This is a genomic window from uncultured Tateyamaria sp. (genome assembly GCF_947503465.1).
Lineage (GTDB): Bacteria > Pseudomonadota > Alphaproteobacteria > Rhodobacterales > Rhodobacteraceae > Tateyamaria.
Genome location: NZ_CANNDN010000001.1, coordinates 2242905 through 2269295 on the forward strand (window position 1 = coordinate 2242905; position 26391 = coordinate 2269295).

The window sequence follows — 26391 nt, forward strand, 5'->3', positions numbered from 1 at the left end:
CCCACCAGCCAGCCGCAACATCAGACGGAGCTATGACATGACCCAAACAGCCGAAGCGCTGTCGACCGACGCGCGCAGCGTGATCGTAGAAGCGCTCAATCAATCGGTCGCCGAGACCGCTGTGGCCACAATGCTGGCGCAGAACTTTCACTGGAACGTCAAGGGCATGGCCTTTGGCCCCCTACACGAGTTGTTCCAGACGATCTACGAAGATCACTTTACCGCCCAGGACGATCTGGCCGAACGCATCAGGGCCCTTGATGCGCATGCCGAAGGAACACTTGCTGGCATGGTAGGCCGATCAAAGGTCAAGGAACATGACGGGCATGCAACCGATCGAGAGATGATCTCGGCCATGCTCGCAGCGCAGGAAACACTGGCTGCTACTCTGGCTGGCACCGGTGCATTGGCTGCGGAGCATGGCGATACCTTGACCGAGGATTTGTGTATCGCGCGCGGACAGGAACATGAAAAGTTCGCGTGGTTTCTGCGGGCACACCTGGGCTGATCCCCAAAGGGTCAGGAAGTCATGCCGCGTCGCGCACCGCGTCGACCGGCTTGACCTTCTTCTTCAGGCATTTGCGCAAATATTTGGGCGCCCAGTGCTTGTACTTGCCCATCTGTGATTGCTGGCCCACCAGCATTTTGACAAATGCCTCGCGGTGTTTGTTTTTCTTGAGCTGCTTGAAAAGCGACTTCTGCGCTTTGGTCATCGAACAGCCGATGCAATGACCTTGGCGTTTGAATTTGCAGACATCGATGCAAGGGCTGGGGGTCTTGGACATGGATTACCTCGCTGGTGCACACTGAAGCTGGGTGGTTTATCGCGGTTTTGCAATGCGCGCACCGGAAACGCGGAAAACCGGTGCGCGCGGCGGCTGCCACGCGGGGCAACAACGGCACGACATGCGTGTTGGGGTACAACACCGCACCCGCGCGTGGGAAAGGGCTACTGGAACACGGCGTTCGGATCATCGAGGCTGTCCGACCCTTCGAAAGTGATGCCCTCAACCCCCAACACCGCGACGGCCCTTTCGATGGATCGGGTTTGAGCCACAAACGCATCAACGGCTCCCATGATCAACGCTTTGCCTGCGGCATTCCCGCGTTCCAGCATCATATCGTAGGCGAAACCGGCTTCGGCGGTCGTCTTCATTTCGGACATTTCACGCATTGTGGCATCCAGTTTGGCACGCAGTTCGGCTTCAACATCTGCATCAGCGCGCGCCACCAGCCACGACAGGTTCTCGCCGCTTACAATTGTTCCGTCGATGCATGTGTAGCTGCCCAGATACACATTGCGGATGCCAAGGGCGTCATAGAAATGGCTGTTGTGTGTATTGTCCGAGAAGCAATCGTGCTCTTCCTCCGGATCGTTCAGCAACACGCCCAATCGCATCCGTTCGCCCGCCTGTTCACCACAACTGAGCGAGCCCATGTCCGTGAGGATCGCGCTGAGGCCTGCAGTTTCGTCGGCGGTCAGTTGCGTGCGCGTGTCCCCACCGTCTTGCGTTTGTGACACCATCCATTCCTGATCGGACACCATTAGGGCCGTTGCTGCCGCGAGATATTCGGCAGAAGGGGCCTCGGTATGGGCAGTCACCGCATCTATAAGTTTCTGCGCTGTGGTCAAGCTGTCTGTGTACTTGGCCAGCGCGATGTCGGCGTAATTGTCCAGAATGGCTGTCTTGTCCGCAAGCGCAGGCAAACCGGTCAATAGCGCGGCACCAAGCGCCGTCGTGATCGTCAGTTTCATGGGTGGCTTCCCTTCTGGTTTTGGCCGACAGATCAATGCAGGCGCACCAGTTCTGCCGTTGCAACTGGCGAAATCGAATTGGATTTGCAGTGTGCATGCCGCAATGCGCTGCCGACTTCGCCGGCCATCAGCGCAATGTGTTCGGCATGTGCAGGACCCGATAGCAAGGTTGCGATCAACGCTGCATCATTGAGGTACCCATCAGAGGCGGTGCGCACCAGGTGCAGGAAAATGTATTCGTCAGACCCCACACAATTGCACGTCACCTGATGACGGACCAGAGGACGAGACGCGGTGGTGATCACCCGCTCGACCAACCGCTCAAAGTCGTGCCAAGCGCGTTCGGCATCACCGTATGGAACGGCGTTTGCATAGTCGGTCCAGGCCGCGCGTCGCCCGGTTGGACCTTCGCACCACAGTCGCAGGTTCAACACTAGGTTGATTTCCCACGCGTCCATCTGATCGAGAACCGCGATCACAACGCCACCACGGGCATGATGTCGTGCACTCATTTGGTGAGGATCAGCTTGCCCGCGCGCGTGATGCGCAGGTAGTAAACCTGTCCGTCCAGAACGATTGATGCCTGAACGCCATCCTTGATCAAATCGCGCGCATCATAGGTGTCCAGTTGTTGTGGGTCGGGGGCGGCCGTCGTGTTGGGAACTTGTGTCATCGCATTCATGCCGCACGCTCCAGGTAGTCAAGAACGGGCTCCAGTCCAAATTCGGACACGAACCGGGTGTCCCATGCGCCAGATAATAATTCCTGTCTGCGTGTTCTGGGCAGCGCGCTGCGTCCGTTTTTTCGTCTCACCATGTTTCACCTCCAGTCGGGTCACCGGTGTCCGGGCTGCCCAAGGCTGGGTGGCTGAGACTCATGTAAATATCCTGATTGTTTTTGTCGGAAAAGTCAATCCTGAGCATTATTATAGGAAAACAAAAAAAGCGCGGTAAACACCGCGCCTTTCAAGATTTCAGCAAAGGTTTGCTTATTCCCAGCCGACCTCATTAAAGATCTTCTGTGCAGTGGGTACATTCTTGGCCACTTCGCTCAGGTCAACAGCGTCGGGGCGAAACAATCCAAGCTCAGCAACCGATGGGCTGAGGCCAACGCCAGGCACCGCTGGGTATTCGTCATTGCCAGCAGAGAAATATTGCTGCGCCTGATCGCTCGCCAGATATTCCATGAACAAGATTGCGTTTTCACGATTCGGCGCATTGGCCGCAACGCCACCGCCCGACAGGTTCATATGTGCGCCTTCGGCATTTTGCGCTGGGAAGACCCAGCCGATATTGGCGCGGGCATCGGCGGGCAAGCCGTCCACCTCTTTACGGATGGCACGTGCAAAGTAGTAAGTGTTCGAAATTGAGATGTCGCATTCACCCGAAACCAGTCCACGCAACTGATCTGTGTCACCGCCTTGCGGTGCACGGGCAAAGTTGTTGACGACGCCCTGCGCCCAGTCCCGCGCCGCTGCTTCACCGTGGTTCTGGATGACGGCAGACAGCAATGTCTGCGAATACACATTGGACGATGACCGATGGCACACCTGACCCTCGTAAGCCGGGTCGGCAAGATCTACATAGGTGGTCGGCGGGTTTGCGACGTCTGTCTTGTCGTAAAAAATGATGCGCGCGCGTTGGCTGAAACCGAACCACTGGTTGTCGACATCCTGCAAGTTGGCCGGAATACGCGCCTCCAAGGTGGCGCTCTCGATAGACTGCAAGACGCCCGCTTCTTTCGCACGTTCAAGCCGCGACGTATCGACCGTCAACAGAACATCCGCCGGCGAATTTGCGCCTTCGGCTTGCATCCGCGTGATCAGCTCATCCGCCTTGCCCTCAATCCGGTTGACCGTGATGCCAGTGGCATCAGTGAAATCCGAATAAAGGCGTTCATCGGTGTCGTAGTGCCGCGAGGAATACAGATTCAACTCGCCTTCGGCAGCGGCGCTGGTTGCAGTGATGGCAATCGCGGCCAGGGCCACGAAGGACGGTTTTGCAGACATGGAACGGCTCCTGTTTCCCAAAGTCAATTCTTACTGAAACAGTCAATTACAGGAGTCGCGGAACAAAGCAACCCTTTCCGAGTGAAATAGTCAGGAATGGGCAAAATTTCCCGACCTTTTTTATAGTGTTTGTATGAGAGCGCTCAGAAAGTGATGTTGACCTTGACCGCCTGCGACCTGTCGCTTGCCAGTTCGAATGCCTTTTGGGCATCATCAACCGGCAGCGCGTGCGTGATCAGCGGCGTCACATCCAGACGCCCTGTCCGCATCATATCGACAGCCGTGAAAAATTCGGCATGAAAGCGGAACGATCCCTTCAACTGAAGCTCCTTTGCAGTCATGGACTGCATCGGCAGGGTCATGTCACCGCCCAGACCCAGTTGAACGACAGTGGCCCGCGGCCGCATCGCGGGCACTGCGGACGCCAACGCCGAAGCAACACCCGAGCACTCAAAGAGCACATCAAAATACCCTTTGTCCGCTTCGAAAGCCGTCAGCCCCTGAGGGTCCGAGGCGACATTCACGATGTGATCGGCCCCGATGTCGCGCGCCTTGCCAAGGGTGAAATCGGAAATGTCCGTCGCCGCGATATCGACGGCACCAGCAGCCCGGGCCACCAGAACGGCCAGCAATCCGATCGGGCCACACCCGGTCACCAGGACCCGTTTGCCCATCAGGTCGCCGGCGTGTTTTGCCGCGTGCAGGACCACGGCCAATGGTTCGGCCATGGCTGCCTCACCAGCCGTCAGCTGCCCCGCATCCGCACATTGCGCCGCTTCCGCGACTATGTATTCACGGAATGCGCCCTGAATATGCGGAAATGGCATGGCAGAACCATAGAACCGCATGTTCAGGCAATGGTTCTGCATACCCGCCGCACAATAGGTGCACACGCCACAAGGACGTGACGGTGACACAGCGACCATTGTCCCACGCTCAACACCGGTGACGTCTGCACCCAAGGCTTCGATCTGACCTGCTACCTCGTGCCCGAGTATCATCGGCTCGCGCAGGCGGATCGCCCCGAAACCACCGTGGTTATAGTAATGAAGGTCTGAGCCGCAGATGCCGCCGGCCGCCATTTTGACAAGAACCTGGCCGGGGCCAGGGGTGGGAATGTCGCGTGTTTCAACGCGCAAGTCCTTGGCCCCGTGGGCAACGATGACTTTCATGGACAGCCTTTCATGATACGTGATCCAAGCATGGCAATTCTTGCGTTGACACACAATGTTATCGGTATCATGTTATCGGTACCAACAACCGAACGTCAATCCTGCGTGTCAATCCGGAGTACCGAATGTCCAATCTATTTTCCCTGTCGGGCCGTCGGGCTCTGATCACCGGATCATCTCAAGGTATCGGGTTCGCGCTTGCCAAGGGCCTGGCCGCAGCTGGCGCGGACATCGTGCTGAATGGCCGTGACACGGGCAAACTGGACAAAGCCGCCGCGGCTTTGGGCGGCGCGACGCAACAATTGGCTTTCGACGCCACCGATCACGATGGCGTGCGCGCCGCCATTGACGGATTCGAAGCAAACACAGGCCCGATTGATATCCTGATCAACAATGCCGGAATGCAGCATCGCACCGAACTCGAAAACTTTCCCGCGGACGCGTTTGAACGCTTGTTGCAGACCAATATTGCCAGTGTGTTTCACGTTGGCCAGGCCGTGGCGCGCCACATGATCGCGCGGGGTGCCGGCAAGATCATCAATATTGCCAGTGTGCAGACCGCCCTCGCCCGTCCGGGCATCGCGCCTTACACGGCGACCAAGGGGGCTGTGGCGAACCTGACCAAGGGGATGGCGACTGACTGGGCCAAGCACGGGCTGCAATGCAACGCCATCGCGCCCGGCTATTTCGACACACCGCTGAATGCCGCACTTGTGGCGGACCCGGACTTTTCTGCCTGGCTGGAAAAAAGGACACCCGCCGGCCGCTGGGGCCAGGTTGAAGAACTTGTGGGGGCGGCAGTATTCCTGTCGTCACCTGCCTCAAGCTTTGTAAACGGGCACACGCTGTTTGTAGACGGCGGCATAACGGCGTCTTTGTGATGCGGTGCTATGTCCTTATGGGGGTGTCAGGCTGCGGCAAATCATCCGTTGGAACGGCATTGCAGGTTCTGTGTGACCTCGACTTTGTCGATGGTGACGACCTGCACCCGCAACAAAACATCGACAAGATGGCGCGCGGTGTGCCTTTGAACGACGATGACCGCGCGCCTTGGTTGGCAGATGTGGGAAAGGCGTTGGCCCAGCATGACGGCGGTATCGCCATTGGATGTTCTGCTCTGAAGAAAACCTACCGGGACTGGATCCGCGAACACGTTGATGAGCCGGTGCATTTCCTGCATCTTGATGCCCCGCGCGACGTGCTGGCCAAGCGTGTTGCGCACCGTCCCGGCCACTTTATGCCTGCGTCTCTTTTGGACAGTCAGTTCGCCACGCTTGAGCGACTGCACCAGGACGAATGGGGTGGAGAGATCGATATCGCACGCCCCTTCGCTGAAGTGGTGGCCCAATCCGAAGCCTATGTGCGGGAGACGATGATATGAGTGAGAAGATTGCCCTGATCGGAGCCGGGGCCATGGGTGGTGCAATCGGCACCCGATTGCTTGACACCGGCAACAGCCTGCGGGTCTTTGACCTTGATGATGCACGGGTTGACGCATTGGTGGCAAAGGGTGCAGTGGCCGCAGCATCGGCAGCAGATGCAGCACGCGATGCGGATTTTGTAATCACCAGCCTCAACGCCTCTCGCATCGTTGGACTTGCTGCATTTGGAAAGGACGGGATCGCGGATGGCGCCAAACCCGGCACCGTGATCATCGACATGTCGTCGATCGAACCCGAAGCCACCCGCAAGTTTGCCAAGATGGCAGCTGAGAGGGGCCTCGCCTGGGTCGACAGTCCGCTGTCCGGCGGCGCCCCCAAAGCCTTGATCGGGGAACTGACCCTGATGGCAGGCGGAGAAGTTAAGGACGTGGAACGCGCCCATGTTGCGCTGAAACATGTAGCCTCGAACTACACACACATGGGGCCATCGGGCGCGGGCCAGACCACCAAACTGATCAACCAGGTGCTCTGCGGGCTCGGCTTTCTGGCGGTGGCCGAAGCCACTCAGCTTGCGCTCGACGCCGGTGTGGATGCCGAAAAGATTCCGCAGGCGTTGAAGGGCGGACGGGCAGATTCGGCGTTGTTGCAGGAATACCTGCCCCGGTACGCCACCAAGGATTACCGCCGCACGGGCCGCATCGACAACATGGTCAAGGATCTGAACATGGTAAACGATCTGGCCCGACATACCGGAACTTCGATGCCCATGACCGCGCTGTGCACTGAAATCCACCGCATGCTGACCGCCGCCGGTCTGGGCGGAGAGGACCAGGCGGCGTTGATGGAATTTTTCAGGGGCGCCAAAGAGGAGATAGTCGAATGATCACACGATTTGCCATGTTCGAGGGATCGGTAAGGCCCGGCCAGACCGAGGCCTTCCGGGCCGCAGTGCTTGAAAGGCTGGTACCGCTTTGGACGCAGTTCCCAGGCAACACAGATGTCCGCGTGATGTTTGGCGAAGATCGGGACCAAGGTGCCCCCGAATTCCCGTTGATCCTGGCCATCACCTATCCGGACGCGGCGGCGATGGAAGGTGCCTTGGGCAGCCCATACCGGGCGCAGTCGCGCGATGTGACGGCAGAGATTGTGGCAGAGCATTTCGATGGCCACATCCACCATCACGTCACCCAGTTGAACGCGTATCAGGCCTGAGACATGAGCGTGCGCGTCACCATGCGAGACGTGGCACAGGCCGTGGGCATGTCGCCGATGACGGTCAGCCGCGCGCTCCGTGATGACCGCACCGTCAATGCAAAGACGCGCGCGAAGGTGCGGCAGGTTGCAGACGACCTCGGGTATGTCTACGACAGCACGGCCCAGGCCTTTCGCACGCAAAAAAGCGGGTTTGTTGCCGTCACATTACCCTCCGTCAACAATGCCAACTTCGCCGAAACATTCCGTGCGCTGACGAACGGATTGGGTGCGGCGGGGTTGCAGCTGCTTTTGGGCAGCACAAACTACCGGGTGGAGCGGGAGGAAGAGTTGGTGCGCCAGCTTCTGACCCGCAACCCGGAGGCGTTGGTTTTGACCGGCGGCCATCACACGGATGAGACCCGCAAATTGGTGCTGGGCCGGGGCCTTCCGGTGATCGAAATGTGGGATTTGCCCGTGGACCCGCTGGGCCATGTGGTCGGCTTCTCAAACAGCGGCGCCATGGCACATATTGTCGAGCATCTGGCCGCAACAGGACACCGGAAACTGGCCTTTGTCGGCGCGTCCAAAGGTGCAGATATGCGCGGTGCGGCGCGGCGCGCAGGTGTCGTGGCGGCGGCGCGTGCATATGGGTTACCCGAGGTTGCGATGATCGACGCAGGCCCCGCGCCCGTGTCCATGCGCCACGGCGCTGCGGTGATCGAGGCGATGGGACGGGACGTGGCGCAATACGACGCGCTTGTCTGCGTGTCCGACCCGGTGGCCTTTGGCTGCCTCAGTGCCGTACAACGCATCGGCCTGTCGGTGCCGGATGATCTGGCCATCACCGGCTTTGGTCACTTCGAGGTGGCCAAAGTGTCAAATCCCCGGATCACCACGGTGAACGTGCAAGCCGAAGACATCGGGCGGCAGGTTGTGAGCCTCTTGCAAGGGATTTTCGACGGAGAGGTCGACGCACCAGTGCGGGTCGATGTGGGGTCAGAGTTGGTGGTCGGGGAGACGAGTTAAGGCGCTATTCACCTTGCTCGGAAATCATGAAACGCTCACCAATTGGATTTCCACGGCTGTCATAGGTCTGGCCGGACACACCGCCCAACAGCAGCTCATTCCGAAGAAACTTACGGCGACAACGGCAAGGATTGCCCCCGCAATTGCGCTGAAGACTAGGAACCCAACCGCAGTCGAAAAGAAAAAGCGCAAGTGATTGATTATGAACCGCAAAAGCGACGTTCCACTTGAAACATAGGTATTGAGCGGGTCCTCACACCCCACTGTTCCGCACAGTGGACCCCGGGATCAAGCGAAACCCGATATCCATGCAGGTCGGCACGGGTTCATCCGTCAGCCGGCCCATCATCATCTCGGCCGCCTTTTGGCCCAACCGCAGATGCGGGACATGGCAGGACGTGAGACGCCGGTTCATCACGGACGCAATAGGCAAGTCGCCCCAACCTGCGATGCCGATATCGCCCGGCACGGTCAGGCCCTTGGCGTCGCAATATTGCAAGCCACCAAAGGCCATCGCGTCGTTCTGATAGAAAATACACTCGATATCCCGCGCCGCACCCAACAGTTGCTCGGTGCCGTAAAAGCCGGGGTAGTACGTCGCGGTGTCGTGCAGGCACAGCTGCTTCACCACGGCCCCGCCCGCCCCCTCAACAGCTTTGCAAAAGCCATGCAACCGCTCGGTCGCGGCGTTGGCCGTGTCATGGGACGTGCCCACATAGCCGATGTTTTTATACCCCAGCGAGGTCAGGTAACGGCCCATGTCAAATCCGCTGTCGAAGTGGTTGATGCCCACACTCATATCAAGCGGAGAGGAGTTCAGATCCCAAATCTCGACAACCGGAATCCCCGCATTGCGCAGCATGTCCGCCGCGCGGGGCGAATGGTAGCGCCCGGTCAGGATGAGGCCCGCAGGCTGCCATGACAGCACGGTCCTGATCCAGTTCTCTTCCTCTTCCAGCGTGTGCTGCGTGAGGCCCAGAACGGACTGATATCCGAAGATCCCAAGCTTGCGATCGATGCCCTCCAGCACCTGCGCGAACACCTCGTTGCCAAGGTCCGGAATGGAAACACCAATGAAGGTCGAGCTCTGGTCACCCGCAAAAACCGTTGCCAGGCGATTCGGTAGATAGCCCAGCGCATCCACCTGCGCCATCACCTTGACCCGTGTGTTTTCCGAGTACCCCCCCTCACCCCGCAAAACACGGCTGGCCGTCATCTTTGAGACACCGGCTGCACGAGCTACTTGAGACAGGCTTACTTTATTGTTTTTATTTGATTTATCCACGTTCACAGCCATTTTACGTTACGGGTAACTTAAGCCTTGACACCTTGCGCGATCTGCCCCGATGCTAGCGTAACGTTACGGGTAACTCAACGGGGAGGTTGGGTTCCGTAGCCCCGGAGGAGACGTTATGCCTGACCTTCAGACAGGTCTGTTTTTCGACAGCATCGACAAGCATTTCGGCGGGACTTATGCGCTGAAAGATGTGTCGCTGACCGTTGGCCGAGGCGAGATTGTTGCCCTGCTGGGCGAAAACGGTGCCGGCAAATCGACCCTGATCAAAGTCTTGGGCGGCATCCACACTGCAGACGCAGGCCGGGTGCTGATTGACGGCGAACCCTACCAACATAAACCCGCCGGATTCGGTGAACGTCAAAAGGTGGCGTTCATCCACCAGGACCTGGGCCTGATCGAATGGATGACGGTGGCCGAAAACATCGGCCTTGCCTTGGGTTTCTCGCGCAGGAACGGTCTGATCCGCTGGAAGGATGTTGAACATTTCGCTGTCGAGGCATTGCGCAAGGTCGACGCGGAATTTGATCCCACAACCCGGGTCGAGGATTTGACCCGAACGGAAAAGTCGCTTGTGGCCATTGCCCGCGCCCTGGCCGTCGACAGTGAGTTCCTGGTGCTGGACGAACCCACGGCATCGTTGCCCGCTGACGAGGTTGAACGGCTGTTTGTGGCCATCCGCCCTCTGCGTGAAAAAGGCGTTGGCATGATCTATGTCAGCCACCGCCTTGATGAGATTTTCCAGATCGCCGACCGCGTGGCCGTGCTACGCGACGGGGCCATGGTCGGTGTTCGCAGCATTGACCACACAACTCCTGAAGAATTGGTACAAAAGATTGTCGGGCGCAAAACGCGCGAGACCGTCAAAGCCACCGACGCCATCGGCGAGGCCGTTTTGTCTTTGCGCAACTTTGAAGTGCCGGGCATGCAACGTCTGGGTTTCGATCTGCAGAAGAACGAGGTGCTTGGCCTGGTGGGTCTGCGTGGTGCCGGCCACGAGGCGATCTCGCGCGCGCTGTTCGGTCTGGTGCCCTTTGCGGGCCAAGTGACATTGGACGGGCAGATCCCCGACTTGTCGTCACCGCAAAAGGCACTTCATTCCGGTGTGGGCCTTGTTGCCAAGGACCGCACAGAAGAATCCGTGGCGATGAGCCTGTCGATCCGGGAGAACACGTTTCTCAACCCCGACGGGATTGGCCGGAAACTGCTGAGCATGCTGTCACCCCGGGTCGAGGCCGATCAGGCCGCGATCATAGGTGCAGAATTGGGCCTGTCCCCAAACGATCCAAGCCTCGCCATCGAAGCCTTGTCTGGCGGAAACCAACAGAAGGTCGTCATTGGCCGCTGGCTTGCGACCAAACGCAAACTCCTGATTTGCGAAGACCCTACTGCGGGCGTGGACGTGGGGGCGAAATCAGAAATCTACGCGCTGCTGAACCGCGCCTTGGGCGATGGCGTCGCGATCCTGATCATGTCCACCGATTTCGAGGAAATCGCAACAATCTGTCACCGGGCCATCGTGTTCAGTCAGGGCGCGATCGTGGACGAATTGAGCGGCACGCGTCTGACCACGGAAAACCTGATCCAATCGGCGTCGGCCGGGAACATCAAGACAGAAGGGGGCGGTGCGCATGCAGTCGCTTGAATCCAGCGCACTCGAGCCTACAAAGGCCGAACTCAAAGGGCTGCCGATGGGCAAGCGTTTGATGCGGTTCCTGCCGGTCTATGGTCTGGTGATCCTGACCGTGTTTCTGATCGGTCTGTTTTCGGTCCTGTTGCCCAACACGTTCCCTACACTGCTGAACCTGCGGTCCATCATCTCGGACAAGGCGATCATTGCGTTGCTGTCATTGGGGGCGATGATCCCGATGGCAGCCGGGCGGATCGACCTGACCGTGGGATACGGCATCGTATTGTGGCACATTCTCGCCATCAGCCTCCAGACCATGCTCGGCCTGCCCTGGCCCATCGCGGTGGCGATCGTGCTGCTGCTGGGCGCAATCACCGGTTTCCTGAATGGTTTGCTGGTTGAGGTTGCCAAAATCGACAGTTTCATCGCCACGTTGGGCACGGGCACGGTGCTGTACGCGCTGGCGCTGTGGCACACAGGCGGTCGGCAGATGGTGGGGCTGTTGCCGGATGGCTTCTATGCCCTGAACACCACCTTCGTCTTTGGCCTGCCCATCACCGCCTACTATCTAATCGTGATCACGGTCGTGATGTGGGTCGTGCTCGAATACACGCCGGTCGGCCGGTACCTTTATGCCATCGGCGCCAACCAGCGCGCCGCGCAGCTCAACGGTATTCCCACCCGGAAATACGTGATCGGCGCCTTTGTCGCCTCGGGCACGATGACAGCCCTCGCAGGTGTGCTGCTGGCTGCGAAGCTGAGGATCGGTCAGGCCTCTGTGGGACTTGAGTTCCTGCTGCCGGCCCTTGTGGGCGCATTCCTTGGCTCAACCACCATCAAGCCCGGACGGGTCAACGTATGGGGCACCGTTGTCGGTGTCGTCATTCTGGCTGTTGGCATTTCAGGCATTCAACAATTTGGCGGCTCCTTCTGGGTCGAGCCGCTGTTCAACGGAGTCACCCTGCTGGTTGCCATCGGCATCGCAGGCTACGCGCAGCGCAAAAAAGGTGCAGACAAGCGCTGACGCACCAATTGCAAAGGGAGGAAACCATGCAAAAACGTACATTCCTGGCTGGATTGACGGCCACGACAATGATGACCGCCGTTCCGGCCCTGGCCGAGTGGGATGGCCCGACAACCGGCCCCGCAGCAGCCGAGGGCAAATCCATCGTGGTGGTGGCAGGTGATCTGAAAAACGGCGGTATTCTGGGTGTGACCACGGGTGTAGAAGAAGCTGCCGAAAAGATCGGCTGGGACGTGCGTGTCCTGGACGGTGCGGGCTCAATCCAGGGGCGGACTGCGGCGATTGGCCAGGCGCTTGCTCTGAAGGCCGATGGCATCATCATCAACGGATTTGACGCCGTCGAACAGCAAGCCGCTCTGGAAGGCGTGGTCGCCGCCAATGTCCCGATGGTTGCCTGGCACTCTGGTCCCGTGATCGGCTGTGACGCACCCGGTGGCATCTTTGCCAACGTGTCGACGGACGCGATGACCGTGTCCGAAGTCGCCGCCGAATGGGCCATCGACGATGCACAGGCGCAAGGCGAAGAGATCGGCGTCGTGATCTTTACCGACAGCACATACCAGATCGCCATCGACAAGGCGGATCGTCTGAAAGAGACGGTTGAGGCCGCAGGCGGCAAGGTTCTGGAATATGTGGACACACCGATTGCGGACACGTCCACCCGCATGGGCCCGCTAACGACGTCGCTGCTGCAAAAGTACGGTGAAAGCTGGACGCACGCGCTGGCGATCAATGACCTTTACTTCGACTTCATGGGACCATCGTTGGCCGCCGCCGGTCTGTCGCCCGATGCAGGGCCCTTGGCGGGGTCTGCGGGTGACGGGTCCGAGGCTGCGTTCCAACGCATCCGGTCGGGCGGCTATCAGGCCATTACGGTAGCCGAGCCGCTGAACCTGCAAGGCTGGCAACTCGTGGACGAGTTGAACCGCGCCATTCAAGGCGAGGCATGCTCGGGCTATGTGACTTCGCCTGCGCTGGTCACACCCGAGGGGCTGGCCAAGCTGGGCGACAGCAACGCATTTGATCCCGACATTCCCTATCGCGAAGCCTACGCGGAGATCTGGGGCAAGTAATTCTCCCCGCGGGGTCGGGCGGCAAGGTCTGGCCCCGCACCTGAATTCAGAACATCTTGGGCGCGTGCGCAGCCCATCCCATCCGGCCTACGGAGGAGAGAGATATGGCTGATACGCCACTCGTGCAGATGCGCGGAATCACCAAACGGTTCGGCGGCGTCACCGCCCTGCAAGACGTCAACCTGAGTGCCTATGCTGGCGAAGTTCTTGCCATTGTCGGCGACAATGGGGCCGGTAAATCAACCCTGATCAAGGTGCTGACCGGGGTCTACCAACCGACCGACGGTGAAATCTACATCGACGGCGAAAAAGTCGAATTTTCCAACCACGCCGATGCCGCCAAGGCAGGTATCGACGCCGTGTATCAGACCCTTGCGCTGGCCGATCATCTTGACCCGGCAGCCAACATGTTCCTGGGCAACGAGCTGACAAAGAAAGTGTTTGGCATCACTGTCCTCGACAACAAGAAAATGCGCGAAGAAACCGAACGTGTCCTGATGGAACGTCTGGGGGTGCGCCTGAAGTCTCTGGATGCGCAGACCGACAGTCTGTCAGGCGGACAACGCCAAGCCGTCGCCATTGCGCGGGCGGTTTATCACGAAGGCCTGCGTGTGCTGGTGATGGACGAACCTACGGCGGCACTGGGACCGCAAGAAACCGCGCGGACCCTCAAACTGATCCTGTCTCTCAAGGCTCAAGGTCTGGCCGTCATTCTGATCAGCCACTCGCTGGACGACGTGTTCGAGGTCGCGGACCGTGTGCACGTCCAACGCCGCGGACGATGCGTTGGCGTGGCGCTCACTGCCGAAAGCTCGACCCAGGAAGTGCTGGGCATGATCGTTGGTGCCAAGGAGGACGCCGCATGAACTCCGCAGTTGATACAGACTACAAGCCACCGCTGAGCGAGCGGCTTGAACCTTACATGGCCGTCATCGCGCCCATGGCGATGATTGCGGCGATCTTCCTTTTCATGGCCGTCGCATCGCCTGACCGGTTCTATCGGATCAGCAACTTGGAACTGATCCTGCAGGACGCCGCCCTGTACATGCCGATGGCGATGGCAATGACCTTTGTCATCACGCAACGCGGCATTGACCTATCGGTCGGGTCGGTCGCTGTCCTGTCGGCCATCATCATGGCCTTTTTGGTCAAGCAATTCGGGTTCTCGATTTATGTGGGCATCCCGATTGCGCTGACCATCGGCGCACTTCTGGGCCTAATCAACGGCCTCGTCATCACACGCTTCAACGTACCCGACCTGATCGGTACGCTCGCGATGGACCTTGTCTACAAGGGATTGGCGCTGCTGCTTGCCAAAGGTCTGGTATTGGCCCGGTTCCCGGATTTTCTGACGGAAATGGGGCGCGGCCAAACCCCGTTTTTCATTCCAACCCCTGCGGTGATCGGGATGCTGACCATGGTTGCGGGCTACTACATCCTGCAACGCACGCATTTTGGCCGCTACACGGTCGCCATCGGTTCCAGCCCGGAATCTGCGGAACTGACGGGTATCGGGGTCAAGCGGCACAAGGTCTATGCCTATGTGCTGTGTGGCGCCTGCGCAGCCCTTGCGGGTCTGATGTTGACCGGAAAGCAGAACGCCATTCAGGCGACGATGGCCCCGTTCTTCAACTTGCACGTCATTGCGGCGGTGGTTGTGGGGGGCACGTCACTCTTTGGTGGTCGCGCCTCGATCATCGGCTCGTTCTCGGGTGTGCTGCTGCTTGCCATGATGTTGAACGCGCTGGTGACATTGCGGATCGAATTCTTCTGGCAACCGGTCGCTTCGGGCTTTGTCATCATCAGTTCGGTCGCGCTTTATGCCTGGATTCAAAAGAAAGACCGCGATGGCGCGGGTGGCTGGTTCGCTGATCTCAAAACAGCGGAAGGCCAGAAACTGGTGCGGTTCTCCGCACTCCTGATTGGTGTCCTGATTGCGCTTTTGGCAATCGGCGGCGTCTTTGCCGGGGATACCGTGAACAGCGGGTGATCCGGCCCATGCGGGGTGGCCGGGCCGGGGGTGCAGCCCCGGCCGCGGCCGATGGCCCCGCTCTCATTGCAAAGGGAGGAACCAAGATGAGACTTTTAGCAACCACAGCCCTCGTCGCAACCGCGATGACCGGAATCGCACTGGCGGACGGGCACGCAACCCTGCCGCTGAAGGAACTACCGGACATCGCAGACCGCGATTATTGGGTGCCGGACGAGGTGAATGCCGAAGGCAAGCTGGAAGCCATGCAGGCCATCGTAGGCGCAGAGGCGGTGAAATTCACCGGCACGCAGGACGCCCCGATCCAGATTGCCCTGATCTATCCATCCTCGGACACGTCGGACTTTTGGGCGCGCAACTATCTGGCCATGACCAAGCGTCTGGACGAATTGGGGGTGCAGTACGAAACGACCGAATTCGCGTCGCGCCAGATCGAACATTCGTTGCAAACGACCTATGCCAACCAGGTGGTTCTGGACAAAGACATCTATGATTACGTGATCTTTGGCCCGTCGGAACTGGCCATCCAGGCCGACAACATCTCGAAACTGGCGGCGGAAAAGGACGACCTCACCACATATGTCTGGGCGTTTCACACCCCATTGAAAGAGCTTGATCATCAGCCAGCCGCCTGGTTCGACTTTTCGTCGGCTGCGGGTGCATTGACCATGTGCGACTACATGATCGGGCGCTTGGGAGAAGGCGTGACCATGGCGATGAACCGCGGCATCCCGGGCATCACTGACAATCAGCGGTCCGGTGACTTCAAGGCTTGCGTGGAAGAAAAGGCTGGCTGGACCACCGTCTACGAACATTATGGCGAATATCAGCGCGAGGGCGGGTTTGCCGGGACATCGCTGATCCTGCAATCCTACCCTGAGGCTAAGATCATCCACAACGCAAACACCGCGATGGCAATGGGGTCGGTCGAGGCGCAGGTGTCGGTCGGCAAAGAGAAGGAGATCTTCTCGACCGGTTGGGGTGGCACAGGCCTTGAACTCGACGCCATCCGCCGTGGTGAACTGGACGCCACACCGATGCGAATGGGTGATGATGTGGGCGCGGCCACAGCCGAAGCCATTAAGGCAGACCTTGAAGGACGCGCGGATGAACTGCCCTTTGTCTTCCTGGGTCGGATCACGGTTGCCCACGACCAGATGAGTGCCGAGGAAATCGACGCGCTGGAACAGGAAGCCTTCCGCTTCTCGGGCGTCGGCGCGCTCGACCGCTAAAGCGAAATGGCGTCACCCGGTCCGGGTGGCGCCACATATCTAGTCCTGCGCGTCCGTCAAGTTACACGCCGCTAGCAACGTCTCCGCAAAATCCTTGCGATAGGTCCGGATCGCCTGAAAATATGGTCCGACTGCATGATGGGCAAAGACCGCCGTAACCTGATCACCCTGCGTCAGCCAGCCCACATACCAGCCTTCGAACGCGCCGGAAAACCGTTGTTCTGTTACCGGGCCCGCCCCGGTCTTGCCAAACAGCGTCGCGTCCCCAAGAGGACCCGCATGTGCCGCCGCCATCAAAGCGGACACATGATCCCGCTGAACATCAAGGTGGCCCGCGACCATTCGTTCGAGAAACTGCACTTGCTCGGCCACCGACAGCTTGAGCGGGCCTTGAAGCCAGAACGTGTCTGACCGGTCTGGGGCGTCGGCATTGCCATAATTCCACTTTGTGAGAAAAGCCCGGTATTGCGCCCCACCCACATCAAGCGCGAGGTCCTGATAGTACCATACAGCGGACCGCTGGAATGCGGTTTTCAGTGTTTGACCCTGCCGCCAGGCATCCGGCCAAAACGCGGCAGCGGGGCGGTGCACCGGGTCCCAATCGCGCCAGGATTCGATGTCGGACACAACCCCGGTTTCCAGGGCAATCAGTGTATTAGGAACTTTGAAAGTCGACCATGGCGCGTGACGCATCTGAAGATCGCTGCCTTCAAGAATACAGCTGTGCCCATCGGTCAGATCATGTGCCAGGAAGCTTGACCGCCGGTCGCCCATCTGTGCGGCAAAGTTTGCTCGCTTCAGCACGGTGTCGGCAGCGGCTTGGACGGAAAGAAGGGTCAACAGGCCCAGTATGATGGCAAGCCCGGGAATTGAACACCGAAGGGAAATTCGTATCACCGTGCTGAACACCCAGAGAAACACCATTCAGCATCGAAATAGGACGGCTCCGGCGGACCTGCAATCCATCAAGCGGTGTCTCGCTGGCGCCCTTCTGCGCACCTGACGGAAATACCGCCTTGACGCGCGTTGTGACCGGGCACACCCTGCACGCCATGTCCCAAGCGCCGCACAAATCCACCGGTCCGGTCACGATGCGTGACGTGGCACGCGCGGCTGGTGTGTCGCGCATGACCGTCAGCCGCGCACTGAAAAAGGACAGCCCCATTTCCAAGGATACACGCGACCGTATCCTAAAGGTTGTGCGCGAAATGAACTATGTGCCCGATCAGATGGCGGGTAGCCTGACGACCAAACGCTCGGGTTTTGTCGCGGTACTGGTCCCTTCGCTGAACAACCTGCACTTTGCCGAAACAGTGCAAGCCCTGACCGAGGAACTGGAAGGCATCGGGCAGCAGATTTTGCTGGGGCACACCGACTATTCCCCAGATCGCGAGGAACAGCTTGTCGAGGATATGCTCAAGCGTCGCCCGGAAGCCATCGTGCTGTCCTATGACGGTCATTCCGACCGCACAATCGCATTGCTCAGCGATGCGCATATCCCGGTGATCGAACTGTGGGAACGGCCAGACAATCCGATCGGCCACACGATCGGGTTTTCCAACCGGCAGGCCGCGGCGGACATGACGCGTGCGCTGATCGGCAAGGGGTATCGCAACATCGCCTTTGTCGGTGAGGCGGACGATGACTGGACCCGTGGCGCCGCACGGCGCAAAGGATATCTTGACGCGATGAAGGAAGCAGGGTTGCCGACAAACCGGGCCCTCAAGATCGGCAAACCGCCCCTGTCGATTGAAGAAGGAGCCGCTGCCGCGACCAGGTTGCTGAACGATTTTCCAGACACGGATTGCGTGTTTTGCGTATCGGACGCACCTGCATTTGGCGTGTTGTCCGTGATGCTGAAACTTGGAAAATCCGTACCCCAAGACATCGGCATCGCAGGCTTTGGGGATTTCGAAGTGTCGCGCTTTGCCACGCCGACCATAACCACCGTTTCGGTGGACCCGAAAACTATCGGGCGCGAGACCGGGCAACTGCTGGGACGTTTGTTGTCGGACGGCGACCAAGCGAGTCGCACGCTTGTCCCAGTTCCTGTGAATCTGAGCTTTCGCGGCAGCACGAAATAACAAAGTGGCTGTTTATCAGGCTGTTACCGGATTTGTTTTCTCTTGTGTTACCGGTCACACTTGCTAATGTGACCGGTAACAAAAATTGAAAGCACTCTCATGCCCACCATCCGGCTCGACAATCTGGTCAAACGCTATGGCAATGTGGAGGTCTTGCACGGAATCGAGCTTGAGATGGCCGAGAACGAATTTACCGTGCTGGTTGGCCCGTCTGGCTGCGGCAAATCCACGACCTTGCGCATGATTGCTGGGCTCGAGGACGTGTCGGATGGCGAGATCTATGTCGACGACAAACCGGTCAGTCATCTGGAACCGAAAGAACGCGATCTGGCGATGGTGTTTCAGGACTACGCGCTTTATCCGCATATGAACGTCGCCCAAAACATCAGCTTTGCACTGCGACTGGCCCGCCGCCCGAAATCCGAGATCAACGCCAAGGTCAAGGAAGTGGCCGACATGGTCGGGCTCACCGAGTTCCTCGGCCGCAAGCCCGGCGCCTTGTCGGGCGGACAACGCCAGCGGGTCGCGATGGCGCGCGCGCTGGCCAAGGACAGCGGCATTTTCCTGTTTGACGAACCGCTGTCGAACCTCGATGCGAAACTGCGCGGGCAGATGCGCGCAGAACTGGCGCTGATGAGCCAGCGGGTTCAGAAAAACATGATCTACGTCACCCACGACCAGATCGAGGCGATGACGCTCGCCGATCGGATCGTCGTAATGCATGGCGGTTACATCCAGCAGCAGGGCACGCCCGAGGAACTTTTCAAGCGCCCGGTCAACAAGTTCGTTGCGGGATTCATGGGTATGCCGCCAATGAACTTCCTGGATGGCACGTTGGAAGAACGCGCCGGAGACATTTGGGTCACCGGCGACGGCTTCAACCTGAAACTGACCGGGGAAACTGCAGCCAAGGCCAAGGCGCATTCAAGCCGCGACGTGACACTGGGTATCCGCCCGTCCGACCTCAACTACGAAGAGGGCGCTGACCCCGCAGGTGCGCTCACGCTTGATGTTCAGGTGTCCGAATATGTCGGCGCGCAATCTGTCTTGCTCTGCAAATGCGGCCCCGCACAGGTGATGGTCGAGGTGAACTCGGAAACCCCTGTCGCCCTCGGCCAGACCCTTACCTTCGCAGTCAACCAACGCGGCGTCCACCTGTTCGACCGCACAACCGAAACCGCACTTTGAAGACCATAAAGTTCTAAGGGAGGAACACATGTTCAAAGGACTGAAAACCACGGCGTTGGGTCTGACGACCGCCGCCATCATGGTAGGGGCGGCCTATGCCAACCCATACGAGGAATATGCCGGCACGACGCTGATCGTGAACTTCCCCGCGCACCCGCACTACAACGCCGCGATGAAGGTACTGCCCGAATTCACCAAGGAAACGGGTATCGAAGTCGAAGTCGACCAGCTGCCTTACCTGAAGATGCGCGAACGTCAGACTCTGGAACTGGCTCAGGACGAAGGCGAATACGACCTCATTTCCTACGTCGTGTTTTCCAAGGCCGACTATGTGTTTGCCGACCAGCTGGAGAACCTGGCGAAGTATTTCATGAACCCCAAACTGGCCGACCCGAACTATGACGCCGGTGATCTGATCGACGGCTATGTTGAAAACATCGGTGTCGCGGGCGGCTTCAAGGGCTATCTGCCGGGTCCGACCGGCTCGCTGTTCGGCATCCCGTTTGGGTCTGAAACGTCCGTCCTCGCCTACCGCAAGGACATCTTTGAAAAGCACGGGATCCCGACGCCCGAAACCTATGATCAACTGCTTGATGCGGCATGCAAGATCCCCGAGGTTGAGCCGGGCATGGGCGGTATGGCGTCGCGCGCGGCGTCTGGCCACCAGGCCAGCCACGCGTTCCTTCTGCACCTCGCCCCCCTTGGCGGCCGCGTCTTTGACGATGCGTGGAACCCTATCATCAACAACGCCGCCGGCGTCGAAGCGGCCAACGCGCTAAAAACCATCGTCGACTGCGGCCCCGAAGGCGCGATGAGCTTTGGCCCGTCCGAAGCGGCCAACGCATTTGCCAGCGGTCAGGCGGCCATGTTCATGGATTCCATTGCTTTCATGCCAGGGTTCGAAGATCCAGAGCGCAGCCAGGTCGTGGGCAAGGTTGGCTATGCGATGCATCCCGAAGGTGTGCGTCGCGGCAGCCAAACCGGTGGCTTTGGCATCGGCATCCCCAAGAACGCCGAGAACAAGGAAGCAGCCTTCCTGCTGATGCAGTGGCTGACGTCCAAAAAAGGGGACCTGATGGTCGCCATGGAAGGCGGCAACCCCTCGCGCTTCTCGACCTACCAAGACGCAGGTCTGAACGAAAAGTACCCGTTCGCCGCGACCTTTGGTGAAGCGCTGAAATTCGCCGACCCCGACTGGCGCCCGATCATCCCCGTTTGGGGCAAGATCAATGCCGACATCGGCACGACCATGTCCAAGGTGCTGACCGAGGATCTGGACATTCAGGAAGCCCTCGATGGCGTGGCCGAACGGACCCGCGCCGTGATGGAAGACGCCGGCTACTACACCTGGCAATAAGCCATTCCTCCTGCCGGGGCGTGCGGTGTCACGCCCGCGCCCCGGCCTTTTCCCTTCCTGAGTCCCAAAGGCATCACCATGCGCACCGCGATGGCCAACCGATTGACGCCCTACATGTTCATGGCGCCCGCCGCGATCATCATGGCAATCGCGCTGATGTACCCGCTGGGGTACATGGTCTGGGGTAGTTTCCGTGACTGGAATCCCAGCCAGACCATTGGTGAGGCCGAGTTCGTGGGCCTCAAGAACTACATCTTTCTGTGGAACGACCCGAACTTTCACGAAAGCCTGGGCGTCACGCTGCGCTTTGCCTTCTTCGTCGTTACCATCGAGATGATCATCGGTGTTGGCCTCGCCCTGCTGCTCGACCGCGAGATCCGTGGTATCTCGATCCTGCGCACCATGTTCATCCTGCCCATGATGATTGCACCCGTCGTGGTGGGCCTGATGTGGCGCTATATGTACCACCCGACTGTCGGCACGTTTAACCGCTTTCTTGACAGCATCGGCCTGCCGCGCGTGGACTGGTTAGGGGATCACGCCCTCACCTCCGTCATCATCGCAGACATCTGGCAATGGACGCCCTTCATCTTCATCCTGTCGCTTGCCGCCCTGCAATCGTTGCCCCGTTCGGCTTTGGAGGCCGCGCGCATCGACGGTGCCACCGCATGGCAACAGATCATCCACATCAAGCTGCCGCTGATGATGCCCGTCCTGATCGTCACGGCACTCCTACGCCTGATCGACGCCTTCAAGGTACTGGAAGTGATCCTTGTGATGACCGAGGGCGGCCCGGGCCTCAGCACCGAAATCCTGGCGCTGCGGATCAGTCGCACCGCCACCGAATTCCGCGAACTTGGCGTCGCGGCGGCCATGTCCAACTATCTGCTGATCCTGCTCTTGCTGCTGACCGTGGGCATGTTCGCCTTCAACCGCTGGCAGGAATCCCGCGCCGCCCGCCTGAACGCCCTGGTCGAGGAGGAAAGCTGATGGCCACCCCCAACTCCCGCGCCAATCCCGCCTTCTACGCCGTCATCGCGCTGCTGGTCTTCATGTCCGTAGGTCCCGTGATCCTGATGTTCATGAATTCGTTCAAGCTGGACGTAGACATCATCTCTGGCACCTCCGGTCTCATCTTCCTGCCGACGATCCAGAACTACGAAAAGGCGCTTTGCGACGTGCTCTGGTACGAACCGGACCACATTGATTTCTGTTCGCTCAAATTCGGCAATGCTTTCATCAACTCGCTGATCATCGCGCTGATCTCGACCGCGCTGACGCTGGTGATCGGATGCATGGCCGCCTACGCGCTGGTGCGCTTCCGGTTCATGGGGCGGGACACTGTTTCACTCAGCACGCTGATGGTGCGCATGGTGCCGCCCGCCGTGCTACTCGTCCCTGTCTTCGGTTTGTGGAATAACGAGTTCTGTCTGGATCGCGATGGCATCATCGGAGGCGCGATCCGCGACGCGTTTGGCGGGCGAGGCGATGTCTGCCTCGCCGGCACGCACTCCGGTATCATCCTGATCTATGTCGCGATGAACCTGCCCTTCGTGATCTGGATCCTGCAAAGCTTCATCGTGCAGGTCCCCCGTTCTCTGGAAGAGGCGGCGCGGGTCGATGGCGCAGGGCCGTTCCAGGTGTTCTTCAAGGTCGTGCTGCCACTGATCAAACCGGGCCTTGCTGCCGCCGCGATCTTCACCTTCCGCATCGCATGGAACGAATACCTGCTCGCTTCGGCCCTGTCGGACCGCGACACCCGCACGGTGCCGATCCTGATCGTGAACAACATGTCCGAGTTTAACGTGGAATGGGGGGTGATCATGGCCACAGGCATGCTGCTGGCAATCCCGCCCATCATCTTCACTCTGCTGGCCAGCCGCCAGATCATCACCGGCATGACGGCCGGGGCGGTCAAGGGCTGATGGACTGGCTCCTCGCCCCCATTGATCCAACCCGCACGCACGAGGTCGGCTTTGCCATCTCGTGGCACGCAAGGTCGATGGTGCTGGCTTGGGGCATCCTCGCACCGCTCGCGGTGATCATCGCCCGGTTTTTCAAGGTCATGCCGGGCCAGGATTGGCCGCGCGAGGTTGACAACCTCGTCTGGTGGCGCAGCCACTGGATCGGGCAATCTCTGGTCGTCGGCCTGTCGGGCCTTGGCCTCTTGCTCGTGCTGCCCAGCGATCTGGCGTCGATGAGCCTGCACAACTGGCTGGGATACGCAGTCCTTGCAGGCGCGACGATGCAGGTCCTTCTGGGCCTGGTGCGAGGGTCCAAAGGGGGGCCAACCGACACGCAAATGCGCGGTCACCATTACGACATGACACCCTGGCGGCGCATGTTCGAGACACTGCACAAGGGGGTCGGCTATACTGTGATCCTGTTGGGCATCATCACAATTCTGCTGGGCCTTTGGAAAGCCAACGGCCCGGTCTGGATGTGGCTGACATTGACGATATGGTGGGCGGTGTTGGCGGTTCTGTTCGTGGCACTTCAACGGCGCGGCATGGCGATTGACACATATCAGGCGATCTGGGGCACCGACCCCGCCCATCCCGGCAACCAGGGCCCGACACCGGGCTGGGGCGTGCGCCGGTTTGGCGAGACTATGGAAGGAAAAGACGATGTTCGGCGTGATCGAGGGGACCGGGTTCGAAGTCATTGAACCCGAATTTGCCAACTGCTTTGTGGGCCATGCCCGTGTCGAACGGCTCTGGACCGGTGCCCGCTGGTCAGAAGGGCCGGTCTGGTTCGCTGCAGGGCGTTATCTGCTGTGGTCTGACATCCCCAACAACCGCATCCTGCGATACGACGACACGGACGGGTCGGTGTCGACCTACCGCCAGCCGTCCTGCAACTCCAACGGTCACACCGTCGACCGGCAAGGTCGGCTTGTATCCTGCGAACATCAGTCCCGACGGGTCACACGCACGGAACATGATGGTTCGATCACCGTCATTGCGGACAGCTATCGGGGCAAGCGCCTGAACTCGCCCAACGACGTCGTCGTGAAATCAGACGGCTCGGTATGGTTCACCGATCCCAGCTACGGCATCCTCATGGACTATGAAGGCGACAGGGCCGACAGCGAAATCGGCGCATGTCATGTCTACCGCGTCGATCCATCGGGCGAGATCACAATCGCTGCTGACGACTACATGAAACCCAACGGCCTTGCCTTCTCACCGGACGAATCGATGCTCTACATCGCGGACACCGGCATCACCCATGACCCGGATGGCCCAAAGCACATCCGCCGCCACAGCGTAAATGCAGACGGCACATTGTCCGGCGGCGATGTCTTCGCCACCTGCACCGAAGGGCTGTTTGACGGCTTCCGCCTAGACACCGACGGCCGCATATGGAGCTCTGCCGCGGACGGTGTGCACTGTATCAATTCCGACGGCGTGCTGATCGGAAAGGTGCACATCCCCGAACTGGTCGGAAATGTCTGCTTTGGTGGTGAGAAGTTGAACCGGCTGTTCATTGCCGGCACAACCTCGCTCTATTCCGTGTTCCTGAACGTGAACGGCGTCTCACCCCTGTAGGTGCTGATCCAGCCACGGACCATGATGCGCACCATCCTTGTCAGTCCGCTCAAAACTGTGCGCTCCGAAGTAATCGCGCTGCGCCTGTAGCATGTTCGCCGTTGTGCAGGCGCTGGTGAGCGTGTCGAAGTAGTTCAGCGCCGCCGCGAGCGCGGGCACAGGCTGGCCTGACCCCATGGCAACCACGGCCACCTTGCGCAACCCGGCCACGTTCTTGCGCAGAATGTCCGCAAAATAGGGCGCCAGCGCCAGATTCCGATCAGGCGCGTCGGTCAACGCCGACGCCATGTCGTTCAACATCGCCGACCGGATGATGCACCCTTCGCGCCAGACCTCGGCAATCTCGGCCATCGGCAGGTCCCAGCCATAGTCAACACTTGCCTTGATCAGCAACTCGAACCCTTGGGCATAGCACAGAACCTTGCCCGCGATCAGTGCCTGCTCCAATTCATCAAAGCTGAGCGCGCCGTCAGCCAATGCGCCCCCGGATGGCCCAAATACATCTGCTCCGGCCAGACGAAGGTCGCGGGCAGCGGACATGTTTCGGGCCACAACGGCCGCCTCGATCACGGGCACCGGCGCACCCAGCATCTGGCTCTCGATCACCGTCCAACGGCCGGTGCCCTTCTGCCCGGCACGGTCCAGGATCATGTCCAGCATCGCATTGCCGGTGTCAGGGTCCGTTGCGCCGGCCACCTTACCGGAAATCTCGATCAGATAGCTTTGCAGCAACCCTTCGTTCCAGCGATCAAACACCGCACCACACGCCGCCGCAGTCATGCCAATTCCGTCGCGCATCACGCCATAGGCTTCGGCAATCAACTGCATGTCGGCATATTCGATCCCGTTGTGCACCGTCTTGACGAAATGTCCGGCCCCGCCGGCGCCCATATAGTTGGCACAGGGATGGCCCTCGTACTTGGCCGAAATGGCCCTGAGGATATGGGCCACGCGGTCCCAGGCCTCGGGTGTCCCCCCGCCCATGATCGACGGGCCAAAGCGGGCGCCTTCGGCCCCGCCCGACACACCTATGCCAAGATACGGTACACCAGCATCCACTGCATCCTTGGCGCGTCGTTCCGTGTCGTGAAAATTGGCATTGCCTGCATCGATGATCATGTCGTCTGCATCCAGTAGCGGGCGCAGGTGTTCGATTTGCGCGTCCACCGCGTCACCCGCCGGAACCATCAGGATGATGTTGCGTGGGCTGGCAAGGCCTTGCACGAAATCCTCGAGCGCGGCATGGCCAGTAATCCGTTCGGCCAGATCCCCTGCCTTGTCCATGAACTCCGGAATACGGGCCGCCGTGCGATTGTGAACGGCCACACGGAACCCGTTGTCCGCGATGTTGAGTGCCAGCATCGCTCCCATCGTTCCCAATCCGATCACACCGATTTCTGCTGCAGACATGTGCTTTCCTCTTCCCGGAG

At 59.6% G+C, this 26391-nt stretch carries 28 protein-coding genes; 19 read left to right on the top strand and 9 right to left on the bottom strand.

The features are described 5' to 3' along the window. The first annotated feature begins 37 nt into the window (after positions 1–37). Positions 38–508 (top strand): DNA starvation/stationary phase protection protein, encoded by a 471-nt coding sequence (locus Q0844_RS11160; RefSeq protein WP_299044757.1) that lies wholly within the window; start codon positions 38–40, stop codon positions 506–508. Positions 509–527: 19 nt separating this feature from the next. On the opposite strand, the gene Q0844_RS11165 is transcribed toward Q0844_RS11160, so the two are convergent. The 6 genes from Q0844_RS11165 to Q0844_RS11190 form a co-directional block, all read right to left on the bottom strand. Next, positions 528–785 (bottom strand): DUF1289 domain-containing protein, encoded by a 258-nt coding sequence (locus Q0844_RS11165; protein WP_299044759.1) that lies wholly within the window; start codon positions 783–785, stop codon positions 528–530. 164 nt (positions 786–949) lie between these two features. Continuing rightward, the gene (locus Q0844_RS11170) at positions 950–1756 is read right to left on the bottom strand and encodes an imelysin family protein (protein ID WP_366522995.1); all 807 of its coding nucleotides are present in this window, start codon (positions 1754–1756) and stop codon (positions 950–952) included. Positions 1757–1788: 32 nt separating this feature from the next. Beyond that, positions 1789–2268 carry a hypothetical protein gene (locus Q0844_RS11175; protein ID WP_299044760.1) on the bottom strand — a complete coding sequence of 160 codons (480 nt, stop codon included), beginning with the start codon at positions 2266–2268 and terminating at the stop codon, positions 1789–1791. Then, positions 2265–2438, bottom strand: coding sequence for a hemin uptake protein HemP (locus Q0844_RS11180; protein ID WP_299044762.1), 174 nt, complete (start codon positions 2436–2438; stop codon positions 2265–2267). Before Q0844_RS11180 ends, Q0844_RS11175 begins: the two co-directional genes overlap by 4 nt. A 306-nt stretch (positions 2439–2744) precedes the next feature. Then, positions 2745–3764 (bottom strand): extracellular solute-binding protein, encoded by a 1020-nt coding sequence (locus Q0844_RS11185; protein ID WP_299044764.1) that lies wholly within the window; start codon positions 3762–3764, stop codon positions 2745–2747. Positions 3765–3907: 143 nt separating this feature from the next. After that, positions 3908–4936, bottom strand: a complete 1029-nt coding sequence (locus tag Q0844_RS11190) for an L-idonate 5-dehydrogenase (protein ID WP_299044766.1) — start codon at positions 4934–4936, stop codon at positions 3908–3910. Between the two features lie 125 nt (positions 4937–5061). Between Q0844_RS11190 and Q0844_RS11195 the strand changes: the two genes are divergently transcribed. The 5 genes from Q0844_RS11195 to Q0844_RS11215 are packed head-to-tail and all read left to right on the top strand — an operon-like array spanning position 5062 to position 8538. Next, positions 5062–5817, top strand: a complete 756-nt coding sequence (locus tag Q0844_RS11195; RefSeq protein ID WP_299044768.1) for an SDR family oxidoreductase — start codon at positions 5062–5064, stop codon at positions 5815–5817. Further along, positions 5817–6317, top strand: a complete 501-nt coding sequence (locus tag Q0844_RS11200) for a gluconokinase (RefSeq protein WP_299044770.1) — start codon at positions 5817–5819, stop codon at positions 6315–6317. Before Q0844_RS11195 ends, Q0844_RS11200 begins: the two co-directional genes overlap by 1 nt. After that, on the top strand, positions 6314–7201 hold the full coding sequence (locus tag Q0844_RS11205; RefSeq protein ID WP_299044772.1) for an NAD(P)-dependent oxidoreductase: 888 nt from the start codon (positions 6314–6316) through the stop codon (positions 7199–7201). The genes Q0844_RS11200 and Q0844_RS11205 overlap by 4 nt, the downstream gene beginning before the upstream one ends. Further along, complete coding sequence (locus Q0844_RS11210) at positions 7198–7530, top strand: antibiotic biosynthesis monooxygenase (protein WP_299044774.1); 333 nt, start codon at positions 7198–7200, stop codon at positions 7528–7530. Before Q0844_RS11205 ends, Q0844_RS11210 begins: the two co-directional genes overlap by 4 nt. 3 nt (positions 7531–7533) lie before the next feature. Further along, on the top strand, positions 7534–8538 hold the full coding sequence (locus Q0844_RS11215; RefSeq protein ID WP_299044776.1) for a LacI family DNA-binding transcriptional regulator: 1005 nt from the start codon (positions 7534–7536) through the stop codon (positions 8536–8538). A gap of 253 nt (positions 8539–8791) precedes the next feature. On the opposite strand, the gene Q0844_RS11220 is transcribed toward Q0844_RS11215, so the two are convergent. Then, a complete protein-coding gene (locus tag Q0844_RS11220; protein ID WP_299044777.1) occupies positions 8792–9835 on the bottom strand; it encodes a LacI family DNA-binding transcriptional regulator in 1044 nt (347 codons plus the stop codon). Between the two features lie 115 nt (positions 9836–9950). Between Q0844_RS11220 and Q0844_RS11225 the strand changes: the two genes are divergently transcribed. The 6 genes from Q0844_RS11225 to Q0844_RS11250 all read left to right on the top strand — a co-directional run bounded on the left by Q0844_RS11225 (position 9951) and on the right by Q0844_RS11250 (position 16781). Further along, positions 9951–11477 (top strand): sugar ABC transporter ATP-binding protein, encoded by a 1527-nt coding sequence (locus tag Q0844_RS11225; RefSeq protein WP_299044779.1) that lies wholly within the window; start codon positions 9951–9953, stop codon positions 11475–11477. After that, positions 11464–12486, top strand: coding sequence for an ABC transporter permease (locus Q0844_RS11230; protein WP_299044781.1), 1023 nt, complete (start codon positions 11464–11466; stop codon positions 12484–12486). The genes Q0844_RS11225 and Q0844_RS11230 overlap by 14 nt, the downstream gene beginning before the upstream one ends. 26 nt (positions 12487–12512) lie before the next feature. Next, entirely contained in the window at positions 12513–13559 is a 1047-nt protein-coding gene (locus Q0844_RS11235; protein ID WP_299044783.1) for a substrate-binding domain-containing protein, read from the top strand. Positions 13560–13663: 104 nt separating this feature from the next. After that, complete coding sequence (locus Q0844_RS11240; protein WP_299044785.1) at positions 13664–14425, top strand: ATP-binding cassette domain-containing protein; 762 nt, start codon at positions 13664–13666, stop codon at positions 14423–14425. Then, a complete protein-coding gene (locus Q0844_RS11245; RefSeq protein ID WP_299044787.1) occupies positions 14422–15549 on the top strand; it encodes an ABC transporter permease in 1128 nt (375 codons plus the stop codon). The genes Q0844_RS11240 and Q0844_RS11245 overlap by 4 nt, the downstream gene beginning before the upstream one ends. An 86-nt stretch (positions 15550–15635) precedes the next feature. Continuing rightward, complete coding sequence (locus Q0844_RS11250) at positions 15636–16781, top strand: substrate-binding domain-containing protein (RefSeq protein WP_299044788.1); 1146 nt, start codon at positions 15636–15638, stop codon at positions 16779–16781. 39 nt (positions 16782–16820) lie between these two features. Here the strand turns inward: Q0844_RS11250 and Q0844_RS11255 are convergent, their stop codons facing one another. Then, positions 16821–17585, bottom strand: coding sequence for a penicillin-binding transpeptidase domain-containing protein (locus Q0844_RS11255; RefSeq protein ID WP_299044789.1), 765 nt, complete (start codon positions 17583–17585; stop codon positions 16821–16823). 212 nt (positions 17586–17797) lie between these two features. Here Q0844_RS11255 and Q0844_RS11260 point away from each other — a divergent pair, with 212 nt between their 5' ends. The 7 genes from Q0844_RS11260 (at position 17798) to Q0844_RS11290 (ending at position 24961) form a co-directional block, all read left to right on the top strand. Further along, positions 17798–18865 (top strand): LacI family DNA-binding transcriptional regulator, encoded by a 1068-nt coding sequence (locus Q0844_RS11260; RefSeq protein ID WP_299044790.1) that lies wholly within the window; start codon positions 17798–17800, stop codon positions 18863–18865. A gap of 99 nt (positions 18866–18964) precedes the next feature. Beyond that, the gene (gene ugpC / locus Q0844_RS11265) at positions 18965–20053 is read left to right on the top strand and encodes a sn-glycerol-3-phosphate ABC transporter ATP-binding protein UgpC (RefSeq protein ID WP_299044792.1); all 1089 of its coding nucleotides are present in this window, start codon (positions 18965–18967) and stop codon (positions 20051–20053) included. A gap of 28 nt (positions 20054–20081) precedes the next feature. Then, complete coding sequence (locus tag Q0844_RS11270; RefSeq protein WP_299044794.1) at positions 20082–21410, top strand: extracellular solute-binding protein; 1329 nt, start codon at positions 20082–20084, stop codon at positions 21408–21410. Between the two features lie 78 nt (positions 21411–21488). Beyond that, entirely contained in the window at positions 21489–22400 is a 912-nt protein-coding gene (locus Q0844_RS11275; RefSeq protein ID WP_299044796.1) for a sugar ABC transporter permease, read from the top strand. Then, positions 22400–23335, top strand: coding sequence for a carbohydrate ABC transporter permease (locus Q0844_RS11280; protein ID WP_299044798.1), 936 nt, complete (start codon positions 22400–22402; stop codon positions 23333–23335). The genes Q0844_RS11275 and Q0844_RS11280 overlap by 1 nt, the downstream gene beginning before the upstream one ends. After that, positions 23335–24078: a cytochrome B gene (locus Q0844_RS11285; RefSeq protein WP_299044799.1), complete on the top strand. Its 744-nt coding sequence runs from the start codon at positions 23335–23337 to the stop codon at positions 24076–24078. Before Q0844_RS11280 ends, Q0844_RS11285 begins: the two co-directional genes overlap by 1 nt. Then, positions 24038–24961 (top strand): SMP-30/gluconolactonase/LRE family protein, encoded by a 924-nt coding sequence (locus Q0844_RS11290; protein ID WP_299044800.1) that lies wholly within the window; start codon positions 24038–24040, stop codon positions 24959–24961. The genes Q0844_RS11285 and Q0844_RS11290 overlap by 41 nt, the downstream gene beginning before the upstream one ends. Here Q0844_RS11290 and gndA read toward each other — a convergent pair. Continuing rightward, the gene (gene gndA, locus Q0844_RS11295) at positions 24950–26371 is read right to left on the bottom strand and encodes an NADP-dependent phosphogluconate dehydrogenase (RefSeq protein ID WP_299044801.1); all 1422 of its coding nucleotides are present in this window, start codon (positions 26369–26371) and stop codon (positions 24950–24952) included. The genes Q0844_RS11290 and gndA overlap by 12 nt on opposite strands. Positions 26372–26391 lie beyond the last annotated feature (20 nt).

Excerpts from the sequence above, each read along its gene's own strand:
- Q0844_RS11205 (WP_299044772.1), top strand. The coding sequence starts at position 6,314 with ATGAGTGAGAAGATTGCCCTGATCGGAGCCGGGGCCATGGGTGGTGCA.
- Q0844_RS11285 (WP_299044799.1), top strand. The coding sequence starts at position 23,335 with ATGGACTGGCTCCTCGCCCCCATTGATCCAACCCGCACGCACGAGGTC.
- Q0844_RS11225 (WP_299044779.1), top strand. The coding sequence starts at position 9,951 with ATGCCTGACCTTCAGACAGGTCTGTTTTTCGACAGCATCGACAAGCAT.
- Q0844_RS11235 (WP_299044783.1), top strand. The coding sequence starts at position 12,513 with ATGCAAAAACGTACATTCCTGGCTGGATTGACGGCCACGACAATGATG.
- Q0844_RS11190 (WP_299044766.1), bottom strand. The coding sequence starts at position 4,936 with ATGAAAGTCATCGTTGCCCACGGGGCCAAGGACTTGCGCGTTGAAACA.
- Q0844_RS11290 (WP_299044800.1), top strand. The coding sequence starts at position 24,038 with ATGTTCGGCGTGATCGAGGGGACCGGGTTCGAAGTCATTGAACCCGAA.
- ugpC (WP_299044792.1), top strand. The coding sequence starts at position 18,965 with ATGCCCACCATCCGGCTCGACAATCTGGTCAAACGCTATGGCAATGTG.
- Q0844_RS11240 (WP_299044785.1), top strand. The coding sequence starts at position 13,664 with ATGGCTGATACGCCACTCGTGCAGATGCGCGGAATCACCAAACGGTTC.
- Q0844_RS11250 (WP_299044788.1), top strand. The coding sequence starts at position 15,636 with ATGAGACTTTTAGCAACCACAGCCCTCGTCGCAACCGCGATGACCGGA.
- Q0844_RS11215 (WP_299044776.1), top strand. The coding sequence starts at position 7,534 with ATGAGCGTGCGCGTCACCATGCGAGACGTGGCACAGGCCGTGGGCATG.
- Q0844_RS11220 (WP_299044777.1), bottom strand. The coding sequence starts at position 9,835 with ATGGCTGTGAACGTGGATAAATCAAATAAAAACAATAAAGTAAGCCTG.
- Q0844_RS11175 (WP_299044760.1), bottom strand. The coding sequence starts at position 2,268 with ATGAGTGCACGACATCATGCCCGTGGTGGCGTTGTGATCGCGGTTCTC.
- Q0844_RS11195 (WP_299044768.1), top strand. The coding sequence starts at position 5,062 with ATGTCCAATCTATTTTCCCTGTCGGGCCGTCGGGCTCTGATCACCGGA.
- Q0844_RS11210 (WP_299044774.1), top strand. The coding sequence starts at position 7,198 with ATGATCACACGATTTGCCATGTTCGAGGGATCGGTAAGGCCCGGCCAG.
- Q0844_RS11230 (WP_299044781.1), top strand. The coding sequence starts at position 11,464 with ATGCAGTCGCTTGAATCCAGCGCACTCGAGCCTACAAAGGCCGAACTC.
- Q0844_RS11280 (WP_299044798.1), top strand. The coding sequence starts at position 22,400 with ATGGCCACCCCCAACTCCCGCGCCAATCCCGCCTTCTACGCCGTCATC.
- Q0844_RS11165 (WP_299044759.1), bottom strand. The coding sequence starts at position 785 with ATGTCCAAGACCCCCAGCCCTTGCATCGATGTCTGCAAATTCAAACGC.
- Q0844_RS11180 (WP_299044762.1), bottom strand. The coding sequence starts at position 2,438 with ATGAATGCGATGACACAAGTTCCCAACACGACGGCCGCCCCCGACCCA.
- Q0844_RS11185 (WP_299044764.1), bottom strand. The coding sequence starts at position 3,764 with ATGTCTGCAAAACCGTCCTTCGTGGCCCTGGCCGCGATTGCCATCACT.
- Q0844_RS11200 (WP_299044770.1), top strand. The coding sequence starts at position 5,817 with ATGCGGTGCTATGTCCTTATGGGGGTGTCAGGCTGCGGCAAATCATCC.
- Q0844_RS11275 (WP_299044796.1), top strand. The coding sequence starts at position 21,489 with ATGCGCACCGCGATGGCCAACCGATTGACGCCCTACATGTTCATGGCG.
- Q0844_RS11270 (WP_299044794.1), top strand. The coding sequence starts at position 20,082 with ATGTTCAAAGGACTGAAAACCACGGCGTTGGGTCTGACGACCGCCGCC.
- gndA (WP_299044801.1), bottom strand. The coding sequence starts at position 26,371 with ATGTCTGCAGCAGAAATCGGTGTGATCGGATTGGGAACGATGGGAGCG.
- Q0844_RS11245 (WP_299044787.1), top strand. The coding sequence starts at position 14,422 with ATGAACTCCGCAGTTGATACAGACTACAAGCCACCGCTGAGCGAGCGG.
- Q0844_RS11160 (WP_299044757.1), top strand. The coding sequence starts at position 38 with ATGACCCAAACAGCCGAAGCGCTGTCGACCGACGCGCGCAGCGTGATC.
- Q0844_RS11170 (WP_366522995.1), bottom strand. The coding sequence starts at position 1,756 with ATGAAACTGACGATCACGACGGCGCTTGGTGCCGCGCTATTGACCGGT.